This is a genomic window from uncultured Alcanivorax sp. (assembly GCF_947258575.1).
GTDB lineage: Bacteria > Pseudomonadota > Gammaproteobacteria > Pseudomonadales > Alcanivoracaceae > Alcanivorax.
Genome location: NZ_CAMYIV010000010.1, coordinates 17,166 through 26,734, shown reverse-complemented (window position 1 = coordinate 26,734; position 9,569 = coordinate 17,166). Strand labels below are relative to the sequence as shown.

12 protein-coding genes are annotated in these 9,569 nt (G+C 58.3%); 6 read left to right on the top strand and 6 right to left on the bottom strand.

Features of this window, described 5'->3' with window-relative positions:
• Positions 1–97: 97 nt before the first annotated feature.
• From dsbG to Q0Y02_RS09890, 5 genes are all read right to left on the bottom strand, one after another.
• On the bottom strand, positions 98–649 hold the full coding sequence (gene dsbG / locus Q0Y02_RS09910; RefSeq protein WP_297767435.1) for a thiol:disulfide interchange protein DsbG: 552 nt from the start codon (positions 647–649) through the stop codon (positions 98–100).
• Positions 646–1,455, bottom strand: a complete 810-nt coding sequence (locus Q0Y02_RS09905; protein ID WP_297767433.1) for a TlpA disulfide reductase family protein — start codon at positions 1,453–1,455, stop codon at positions 646–648. Before Q0Y02_RS09905 ends, dsbG begins: the two co-directional genes overlap by 4 nt.
• Before the next feature lie 38 nt (positions 1,456–1,493).
• Positions 1,494–2,006, bottom strand: coding sequence for a DUF4136 domain-containing protein (locus tag Q0Y02_RS09900; protein WP_297767430.1), 513 nt, complete (start codon positions 2,004–2,006; stop codon positions 1,494–1,496).
• Between the two features lie 133 nt (positions 2,007–2,139).
• Positions 2,140–3,588: a hypothetical protein gene (locus Q0Y02_RS09895; RefSeq protein WP_297767428.1), complete on the bottom strand. Its 1,449-nt coding sequence runs from the start codon at positions 3,586–3,588 to the stop codon at positions 2,140–2,142.
• Between the two features lie 22 nt (positions 3,589–3,610).
• Positions 3,611–3,814, bottom strand: a complete 204-nt coding sequence (locus tag Q0Y02_RS09890) for a hypothetical protein (RefSeq protein ID WP_297767426.1) — start codon at positions 3,812–3,814, stop codon at positions 3,611–3,613.
• Between the two features lie 342 nt (positions 3,815–4,156).
• On the opposite strand from Q0Y02_RS09890, the gene Q0Y02_RS09885 reads away from it, so the two are divergent.
• The 5 genes from Q0Y02_RS09885 (at position 4,157) to Q0Y02_RS09865 (ending at position 7,788) form a co-directional block, all read left to right on the top strand.
• Entirely contained in the window at positions 4,157–4,801 is a 645-nt protein-coding gene (locus Q0Y02_RS09885) for an Abi-alpha family protein (RefSeq protein ID WP_297767422.1), read from the top strand.
• A 65-nt stretch (positions 4,802–4,866) separates the two neighbouring features.
• On the top strand, positions 4,867–6,090 hold the full coding sequence (locus Q0Y02_RS09880; RefSeq protein WP_297767419.1) for a DUF445 family protein: 1,224 nt from the start codon (positions 4,867–4,869) through the stop codon (positions 6,088–6,090).
• A gap of 19 nt (positions 6,091–6,109) precedes the next feature.
• Entirely contained in the window at positions 6,110–6,316 is a 207-nt protein-coding gene (locus Q0Y02_RS09875) for a hypothetical protein (protein WP_297767417.1), read from the top strand.
• A gap of 3 nt (positions 6,317–6,319) precedes the next feature.
• Complete coding sequence (locus Q0Y02_RS09870; protein WP_297767415.1) at positions 6,320–7,081, top strand: hypothetical protein; 762 nt, start codon at positions 6,320–6,322, stop codon at positions 7,079–7,081.
• A complete protein-coding gene (locus Q0Y02_RS09865; RefSeq protein ID WP_297767412.1) occupies positions 7,081–7,788 on the top strand; it encodes a hypothetical protein in 708 nt (235 codons plus the stop codon). The genes Q0Y02_RS09870 and Q0Y02_RS09865 overlap by 1 nt, the downstream gene beginning before the upstream one ends.
• 70 nt (positions 7,789–7,858) lie before the next feature.
• On the opposite strand, the gene Q0Y02_RS09860 is transcribed toward Q0Y02_RS09865, so the two are convergent.
• Entirely contained in the window at positions 7,859–8,761 is a 903-nt protein-coding gene (locus tag Q0Y02_RS09860) for a LysR family transcriptional regulator (RefSeq protein WP_297767409.1), read from the bottom strand.
• A gap of 130 nt (positions 8,762–8,891) precedes the next feature.
• Between Q0Y02_RS09860 and Q0Y02_RS09855 the strand changes: the two genes are divergently transcribed.
• A complete protein-coding gene (locus Q0Y02_RS09855; protein WP_297767406.1) occupies positions 8,892–9,479 on the top strand; it encodes an FMN-dependent NADH-azoreductase in 588 nt (195 codons plus the stop codon).
• Positions 9,480–9,569 lie beyond the last annotated feature (90 nt).

The window sequence follows — 9,569 nt, the reverse complement described above, 5'->3', positions numbered from 1 at the left end:
TTCCTTCACGCAAGAGGCCGCGCCCGGAGTTTGGGCGCGGCCTCTTGCGTTTCAATGCCCTGGTGCCGGTGGGTGCGGGCTGTTCACTGTTAACTCTTCACTGTTCACTGATTTGAAACACCTCCGCCCGCAACGCCTCCTCCCCAACGACCCCTGGCGCCACCCGCCAGCGTCCCTGCGTATCTTCAAACACCAGTGCCGGGGTGCCCTGCAGGCCCAGGCCGATCATCAGGGCGGTGTTGTTGTGGATCTGGCTGCGGATGGCGTCGGGGACCCGCTCCAGCGGGCGGATGCCGCCGTCGTCAAAGTGGCCTTCGTGCTCGGCCAGGGCCGCTGCCGGGTCCGCGGCGGCGAGGATGGCGCCGCCCTGGGTGAAGCTGCGCTTGGGGTGGATCATACCGACGATGATATGGCGCACCTGCAGGGTGTTATCCGGGTGGTTGACCAGCGGCTGCATGTTTTCCCACAGCACGGCGCAGTAGGGGCAGGCCATGTCGGTGAACACATAGGCCACCCGTTGCGGGTCTTCTGCCCCTTCGGCCACCCAACGGCTGCTTTCCAGGCGGGCCAGCAGGCTGTCCATGTCGGCTTGTTCGCCCACGGCGGACAGCGGCAGCAGCATGGTGACCAGCAGGGTGAGCATTCTCATGGGCGAGGATCATCCAGGTGAGAGGTAAGGAAGTGATGCAGGCTGGCCCGGGACAGGGGGCCGAAGTGACGGGCCAGTTCGTTGCCCTTGCCATCAAATAGCAGGGTCAGCGGCAGCCCACCGTTGCCGGCATGGTGACCCAGTGCCATCGGTGGGTCCAGCAGCGGCAGGTCAAAATTCAGGTCGGCCTGCATCAGGTAATCCCGCACGGCCTGAGCGGTTTCCCCCTGATTGGCCAGCACGAAGCGAACGTTGGGATAGCGCGACTGGGCGTCGGCCAGCACCGGCATTTCCCGCCGGCAAGGTGGGCACCAGGTGGCCCACAGATTGATCAGGGTCGGTCCCTGTGCCACTTGCGCGAGGGGTATGGGCGTGCCCTGCAGGTTTTCCAGAGTGATGTCCGGCATGGGGACAGGCTCGGGGGTCATGGCATGCAGGGTGGCCAGGGAAATGGCTAGCGCCATGAAGGCCGCCGCGGTGCTGGAGAGCAATGCCAGGCGCAGGGCCGGTCGACGCCACAGACACAGGGTTGCCACTGGCAGAGCTGCCAGGGCCCCGGGCCACCACCAGCCGCCATCGCGAATATCCAGCATGGCCAGCAGGCCGGAATACTGCTCGGGGTAACGCAATACGAAGGCCGCACGGGCGCCAGCCAGGGCAGCCAGGGTGATCAGCCACAGCCACTTTTCAACGGGTTTGCCACGCCACTGCCACCAGAGACTGGCCAGTACGGCGGCGGAAAAGGTAATCAGGGCAACAACTGTGCCCGCTGGCAGCGCCAGCGGGCCGATCAGAATGGCGTCCAAAGGGGGTGGTCCTTTTACCTGCGGTATGCGTCGTCCGGTCAGCCGGGGTAGCGCTGGAACATTTCATCCACCGCCTTCTGGATGTGTTCGCTGCGCCGTTCGCTGCGCATGTCGTCGTAGAGGCGGTCGCGACTGGTGGCCTGCCAGACCACATTATTGGTGGCCGGATCGATCATCTGTACCACCAATTTGTATTCTTCAGTGATGTCGCCTTCCACCGGGGTGGTGGTGCCTATGCCTACATTGTTGCGGCTGAAGCCGAAACCGAACTGCACCACGGAGCCGTCGTAGCGTTGTTCACGCTTGAAGAAATGTTTGACGTGCACGTCGGCTTGCCCGGAGGTGCTGGCGGACAATCCCTTCTCGGATAGGGCGGTTTTCAGGGCAGTGCGGGCCCGTTGGTCGTCCAGCTCTCTGGGCTGGTCTTCGTTTTGTTCCACGAAGGCGTAACTGCGGTATTGGTCCAGTTTGGCGCCTTCCTGGCTATCGATGACCACCGGGCTGACGCAGGCGCCAAGGAAAAGACAGAGTGAAAGGAAAAACCAGCGCATGGCTCTTCTCCCGGTTGCGGTGAATGTCCCCCAGTATCACAGGGGAACGGCACGATACCGTGAAAGATCAGCCCCGGCAGAGATTTGCCGGGGCTATGAGGTATGACCGTTTCGCGGGCGAAGGGTTCAGTGGTCAGGCCGGCAGGGCCTGCTCCAGTCGTGACCAGAGGCCGGTTTCGTTGGCGGCCTCGCGGAAGGCCTGCTGGTCCTGGGGGTTCTGCCGCTGATAGATGCGACCGATGTCGCGGAGCATGTCCGGTGCGTCCACCACGCTGACGGCGGTGGCGATGGCGTGCCAGCCGTCGCGGCTATCACGGGCGGCATCCAGGAACGCTTGCAGCAGGTCGCCGCCGTCGCGCAGGCTGATTTCCACCACGGTCTGCAGACCTTCACGGTGAAAGCGGCGGGCAAAGTCGAGCAGCAGGTCGGTTTTGCCAAGCTTGGCCGCGTTACGCATCAGGGCTTCTATCACAGAGGTATTATGGGTGCTTGGCAGTCTTGCCAGCATGTTGCGTTCCTCGTCACCGAGGAATTGGGCCAGGTCCAGAATCAGATCCCATTGTCCGCTTTGATGGGCTGCCTGCACCACGGCTTCCGCTACCTCTTCGCCCTGGCGCAGGGCGGTATGGGCAACCACTTCCCGATAGTCCCGTTGCATGGCCTTGACCAGGGGCAGGGTCTCTTCCAGCAGATTCTTGCTGACTGCGGCATTCACCAGTTCGGTGATCACGGTGCTGTTACGCAGGGAAGGCAGGTTGACGATTTTGCGATGGTAGCGGGGGTTGATCACGGACAGCGCGCGCAGTACCGGACCCCACAATTGCTGGCGGTGGGCCACATCGACCAGGGAGTCCAGCGTGCGTTCGTCTTGCTCGGCCATGATGTTGCCCAACCGGCTTTTTAGCTCCCCTTCCACATGGTCTATCACCCAGATGGCCTTGGGCCACAGATCCACATTTTCGGTACCGGACCGCACGATGCTGGCCAGTCGGCTGTTATCAATCATGCGGATCACATTGCTGAGCTGGGTGGTATTTTCCATGTAGAAGGCAATAGTCAGCAGGGCGCCATCATCCTTTACCGCGTTGACCACTTCGCGAATGGAGGGGGCGGAAAGCGCATCGGCAAAACGGCCCAGCAGCAGGAACTGTTTTTCCTGAATCTGTTTCAGTGCCACTTCGCGGATCACTTCCGCAGGCAGGCGCCGAATGATTTCACGAATCTTGCGAGGGTCTGCCTGGGCGGCGATTTCGCCGAGAAAATCCGGGGTCAGCCGCCGGGCAACTTTTACCGCGAAGTAGGGATCCATTTCGCCGACCAGGCGGGCGGCCATTTTGGCGCCGATGGCATAAGCCAGTTTCGCCAGTTGTTTGATGGAGAGCCAGCGAGTCCAGCTTGCCAGGTGCTGGAACCCTTTGCGGTGTTGGTTGTACATCTCCTCTTCGATGTGTTCGCGCAACTCGCGCAGGTTGCCAGCGCTGGCATCGACGAGGGCTTGCCAGGTGGTGTCGTCGAGGGTCAGGTACTGGGCGAGCTTTTCCAGCTCAATCTGGATTTCCAGGTTCGGAGTCAGGTCGTTCATGTGAGCATCCTTGGTGCGGGGATTAGCGAAGCGCGCTGCGGGCGATGCTGCGCAGCCACAAAGGCAAGGCCTGAATGCCGCTATCGATAGCTTTCTCCAGGCGACCCTTTTCGCTTTCCAGATAGTCATCCACTGCCTGGTCAAGATCCCGGGTAACCGGTTCCGGCAGGTAGGAAAGAAACCCTACACGCTGATGCATACGTTCAATGGCGTCCTTGTTATTCATGATCGATCCTGTTTGGGGTGTGCCGTTATGAGGTGTGCCGAAATCGTAAAATGGCGGCTGAAAATCGATTCCGGAAAACACCGTCATTGCACTGTATCAAACGAGCGCAAACAGAAAGTACACATAACATTAAGCGACTGTGGGATTTTTGTATCGACATTCTTGCCAGCATTGTTGACCCCCCTAAACAGTGATACTTAATGACCCTGTAAAAGACGGAATCGATAGCTTCGCAACGTCGAGGCTGCCACGGAGGCGATGTTGGCGGAAAAAAAAATACAGAAAAGAAAGTCGGCCACAACACCCTGGGCCGGGCGTCTTGTCCGGCAAATGCGACAGGCTGTGGCACGTGCTCCAGGTGGCCGCTATGTGTTGAGCCAGGCGCGGGCTGTCGAGGATGTGTTGTTCGAGGATCTGCAGTTACGCCTGGGCGGAATGGGCAACCATCATTACCTGCCAGGGCCGGTGGAGGCATCATCCGGTGAGGGTGAAGGGCGCGATAAATCCTTGCAGTCACGGTTTGCCGCGCTGGCTGATCAGTCTCTGGAGCAGACCCCGGACAGCGCCACGTCGAGGGTTTATGGACGTATCATCAACCAGTTGCTCCCCGACGAAGTGAGGATACTCACTGCCATGTCGGACGGTTCTGATATTGCCATCAGTCATTTGCTGGCACGCGGCGGTCGTTTCAAAAACAGCGAGCACCGGGTGATGGCATTTCTGAGCCGGGTGGGTAATGAAAGTGGTGTGATGTTGGCGGATGCCGTGCCCCATTACCTTGCGCATTTATTTTCTCTCGGGCTGCTCGATGGCGGCCCGGAGGACAGTTCCCAGACAGCAAAATACGAAGCCATCGAGAATGGTTCAGAGGTCCGCTCCGCCTGTGAACGGATGCGCAAAGAATCCCGGCTTCGGCCAGTCTTTATTCGCGAAACCGCACACCTTTCAGCTTTCGGCAAGGCATTCTGGGCGGCCTGCTCCGGATAACAATCTGTACTGAAGTGTAAGGAGTTATTTAGAGACTCCTCAAAAAGAACGAAAAGCGAGGCCACATGGAAGCGTATATCAACGAGTTTGCCGATAACATCTGGCTGTATTTATCCATGCCATTGATCAGTGCCGTGGTGGGTTATGCCACCAATGTGATTGCGATCAAGATGATGTTCTATCCGGTAGAGTTTTTTGGCAAACCCCCTCTTCTTGGCTGGCAGGGTATCATCCCGCGCCGAGCTGCCAAGATGGCTGCGATCTCTGTAGACACTATCACTACGCACCTGATTACCCAGGAAGAGATTTTTGACCGTCTTGATCCGGATAGGGTGGCCGGTGAGCTGGAGCCGGTACTCAACAATATGATCGAAGACGTGGTGGATTCCATCATGGGTCAGCACGAGCCAGGCCTGTGGGAATCCATGCCGGAAATGGTGAAGAGGCAAGTCTATAAACGTGTCAAGAAAGAGGCCCCAAGTCTGATCTCTGACATTATGAAACAAATCAAGGTCAACATCGCACAGATGTATGATCTTGAGGACATGGTGATCACCAATCTGACCAAGGACAAGTCACTACTGAACCGTATTTTCCAGGAAGTAGGCGCGGCGGAGTTCAAGTTCATCGGTCGTTCCGGGCTCTACTTTGGCGGCATTTTCGGTACCTTTCAGATGATTACCTGGGTTTTCTACAAGGGCTCCTGGTTGTTGCCGGTTTTCGGCCTGGCGGTGGGCTATGCAACCAACTGGATTGCCCTGCAGATGATTTTCAATCCCAAGGAGTTGATGCGTTTTGGCCCGTTCAATGTGCAGGGTCTATTCATGAAGCGTCAGGATGAGGTCGCCCGAGATTACGGTCGACTTGTCTCTTCCTATGTGCTTACCCCGGCCAATATTATTGAGGGCATTCTCAAGGGGCCTTACTCCGACAAGGTGTTTGCCATGATCGGCAAGCATGTGCAGAAAGCGGTGGATGAACAGACCAGTTTTGCCAAGCCGTTTGTTACCTTTGCCGTGGGTACCCAAAACTATCGGGACATGAAGGAATGTGCCGTGTCGGAGTTGGTAAGCCGATTACCGGAAACGCTCAAGCATATTGAAAACTATGCCAACGATGCGCTGGATCTGGAGAACACGCTTTCCACCCGTTTGCAGAGTCTCAAACCGGAAGAGTTTGAAAGCATGTTGCGCCCGGCTTTCGAACAGGATGAATGGATACTGATTGCCGTAGGGGCATTCCTTGGTTTCCTGGTCGGTGTGTTCCAGTTGCTGGTGATGTTCTCTTGAGGCTGTCCGGGAGTGGTGCATGTCTACGTTAATGGTGATCTGGGTCCTGTTGTGTGCGCTGTGTTTTGGCGCTGGGCTGGTGTGGTCATGGCGACGGGCACGACGTCGTTTGCGCGTGCGTATGGAACAGGCGGTGGATGAGGAAATCCGTCAGCAAATCAAACAGGAAGTGTTGCGCCATTTGCAGGATGGTCCGGCCTCCAATAATAGCCAGGCGGAGCGCTGATCCATGCAGATTACCATTCGCAAATCATTTGTGATCGGTGCTGGTGTACTGTTGATCATTGCCCTTGCTGTTGGTGCCTACCTGGCCTGGTGGGTGTGGAAGAATCTGGGGGCAGAATTGTTGCTGCGCGATCAGCAAGCCAGTGTCGTCGTGCCCAAGCCCATGTCTGTGGGTATCGATATTCTCGATGACCTGGACATCTTGATCGACACGGTCATCGACACCACGGTGCCGATCGACCAGACCCTGACTCTACCCGTCAAGGAGACCCTGGATGTGCAGGTGGGCTTCGATAATGCGGTACCGATCAAGATGAATGTGCCGCTCAAAGACACTATCAAGCTGGACCAGATTATTCCGGTGGACGGTGAAGTCCGTGCCCGAGTGCTGGGTAAGTGGATCACTGTGCCGATCAAGGGCGAGTTACCCGTGAAAGCGGATGTGCCCATTGATGTGAATGTGCCGGTGGATCAGCTGGTCAAACTGCAATTCAACGCTCCGGCGAAAGTGGACATTCTCGAAGACCTGTCGGTACCGCTGAAGGCGAATATCAAGACATCGATTCCCCTGAAGAGCGCCATGCAGGTGCCGGTACGCTCCAGGCTACGTGCTAGCGCCACCATTCTGGAACCGGCGGATGCACTGATCGCGGAAATGGATTTGAAGTTGCCGCTGCGAGAAGTGGGACTGTCTTTCAGCGACAGTGATGACGCTACGGCGAGCGACGAGGCTGAGATAACGGCAGCGGATGAGGAGCAGCCCTGATGGGGCGCTGGATTCTGTGGGGCTGGGTGGCCCTGGCTGTGATCGTGGTGGGGCTGGTGTTGGGGTTTGTGCTCTACACCCGCATTGTTATCGGTATCGGTCTGCAGGACCAGCATGCGCTGCTGCATCTACCGGAAAACCTGATCGTGCAAACGCGCGCCGAGGAAGAGGCGGCCATCACCCTGCGAGGTCGTGTGGAGGTGGATGTGCCCTTCAAGCACGATGCCCTGCCACTGCCATTGAAAGGCACTTACAAGGCTAACCTGGCCCTGGATACCATGGTGCCCCTGCGCATGACCATTGAGTATGAGGATGTCATTCCCATCGAGACCACGGTGGCGATCCAAGGGGACACCAAACTGATTTCCGAATGGCTGCCGCGCATGCCCATAGAAGGAGAGCTGCCCCTGAAGCTGGAGGTGCCGGTGTCATTGAAAGTGCCAGTGGATACCCAGATCCGCTTTGTTTACGACGGCCCGGTGCAGGTGGGTTTCAACCAGACCATCCACCCGCCGGTGGATACCGTTCTGCGTACGGCCATCAATCTTGACAAGGAAGTCAGTGCACCGATCACCAATATATTCGAGGCCCGGGTGGTGCCCGATAACCGGGCGCTGCCCATTATTCTTACCGACACCCGCCTGACACTGCCATTGCAGGATCTGAAGGTCCGGCCCATGGAATCACGGGTGCAACCGGATAAGTAGCCATGCCGGTCGCAACATTGCGGGAGCAGTGGAGCGGCTGCTCCCGCAAAAGATGATGGCGTGACCGGTGTTACGACACCGTCACCCCCGGGCAGGGAATCGCAGCCGCTTCGCGGATCCGTTCGCCCAGGTAGCGGGCGGCCTGGCCGGCATATTGGCCGTCCGCATAGATCAGATGCAGGTCCACCAACCGTTCAACGCCCTCCTTCAGTGGCAGCACCTTTAGCGCGCCGCTTTCCAGACCATCGCCGATCTCTGATTCCGGCACCCAGGCAAATCCCAGTCCGCGGCGAATGGCGGCAATACGTGTGGAAGGATGCGACACGGTCCAGCGTTGCTCGGCCCCCAGCCAGCCGGAATCGATGCGCCGGCTGCCGGAATCGCGAATGACAATTTGCCGATGCTGGCGCAGATCCTCATGGGTGAGGCTGTCCGCCTGATTGAGCGGATGGTCCGCCGCTGCCACGGCCACAAAACGCACCCGCATCAGCTGATCACCGAAGAACCCCGGCGGTACCCGTCCGCCGATTACCACATCCGCCTCCTTGCGCAGCAGGGCCTCATCGGAGCCGGACAGCACGGTCTCGCTGTACTCGACCCGGGTCAGCGGGCTGTGCTGGGCAAACGCATCCAGGGCCGACAGCATGCAATGCTGGGGGAACAGAGCGTCAGCGGCCACGCGTACCAGAGGTTCCCAGCCCTGGCTGAGTTGAATGGCGGCGCTCTCGATGCGGTTGGCCTCTTCCACCAGCACCTTGGCCTGACGGTAGAGCATCTGCCCGGTCTCGGTGAGCCTGGCCCGCCGGCCTTCCAAGGCAAAGGCACGTACGCCCAGTTCGGTCTCGATCTTCTGCACCGCGTAACTGATGGCGGACTGGCTCTTGTCCAGCGCCTCCGCGGCGCTGGCGTAACCGCCCTCGTCCACTACGGCAATCAGGGCTTGCCACTGGTCCAGGCTGATTTTGGCTGACATATCGAAATTCCTGAGCTAAATGTACAAGTTTGTGCCGTTTTATATCGTATTTGCTGAATCCACAATAGCCCCATCGTTAACAAATCATCGGCTCACCCAGCCGGCACGGACACAATATGGAGTTGGGGTCATGAATATTCTGGTTATCAAGAGCAGTGTTTTCGGCGACAACGGCAATTCCTCCACCCTGGTCAACGAGCAGGTGGAGCGCCTGAAAGCGCAACACCCTGGAGCTACCGTGGTTGTTCGGGATCTCTCAGCCGATCCCATTCCACATCTGGACGGCGAACGTGTCGGTGCCTTCTTTACGCCGGCAGACCAGCGCACGGATGATCAGCAGGCGGTAGAAGACTTTTCCCAGGCGTTGATCACAGAGCTGAAAGATGCGGATCAGGTGGTGCTGGGCCTGCCCATGTACAACTTCGGCATTCCCAGCCAGCTGAAGAGTTGGATCGACCACGTGGCCCGGGCCGGTATCACCTTCCGCTACACCGAGAACGGTCCCCAGGGGTTGCTGAACGACAAGCCAGTGACCGTAGTGGCCGCCCGTGGTGGACTGTATGCCGGTACCGAAAACGATACGGTAACCCCGTACATCAGGCTGTTCTTCGGTTTTGTCGGCATCACCAATGTGTCTTTCGTGTATGCGGAAGGGCTTAACATGGGTGATGAGAGCAAAGAAAAGGCCATGAGCGAAGCGCGGGCAGCGCTGCAGTGATCCAGCTTGTAGGAGCTATGCTTGCATGGCGAACCATGCCCAGGCCTGGCTCCTGCGATCAAACGCTAATTCTGCAACAGGGAGAACATC

Coding starts and splice junctions, on each gene's coding strand:
- Q0Y02_RS09900 (WP_297767430.1), bottom strand. CDS start 2,006: ATGCGCTGGTTTTTCCTTTCACTCTGTCTTTTCCTTGGCGCCTGCGTC.
- Q0Y02_RS09895 (WP_297767428.1), bottom strand. CDS start 3,588: ATGAACGACCTGACTCCGAACCTGGAAATCCAGATTGAGCTGGAAAAG.
- Q0Y02_RS09890 (WP_297767426.1), bottom strand. CDS start 3,814: ATGAATAACAAGGACGCCATTGAACGTATGCATCAGCGTGTAGGGTTT.
- Q0Y02_RS09855 (WP_297767406.1), top strand. CDS start 8,892: ATGAATATTCTGGTTATCAAGAGCAGTGTTTTCGGCGACAACGGCAAT.
- dsbG (WP_297767435.1), bottom strand. CDS start 649: ATGAGAATGCTCACCCTGCTGGTCACCATGCTGCTGCCGCTGTCCGCC.
- Q0Y02_RS09875 (WP_297767417.1), top strand. CDS start 6,110: ATGTCTACGTTAATGGTGATCTGGGTCCTGTTGTGTGCGCTGTGTTTT.
- Q0Y02_RS09865 (WP_297767412.1), top strand. CDS start 7,081: ATGGGGCGCTGGATTCTGTGGGGCTGGGTGGCCCTGGCTGTGATCGTG.
- Q0Y02_RS09860 (WP_297767409.1), bottom strand. CDS start 8,761: ATGTCAGCCAAAATCAGCCTGGACCAGTGGCAAGCCCTGATTGCCGTA.
- Q0Y02_RS09870 (WP_297767415.1), top strand. CDS start 6,320: ATGCAGATTACCATTCGCAAATCATTTGTGATCGGTGCTGGTGTACTG.
- Q0Y02_RS09880 (WP_297767419.1), top strand. CDS start 4,867: ATGGAAGCGTATATCAACGAGTTTGCCGATAACATCTGGCTGTATTTA.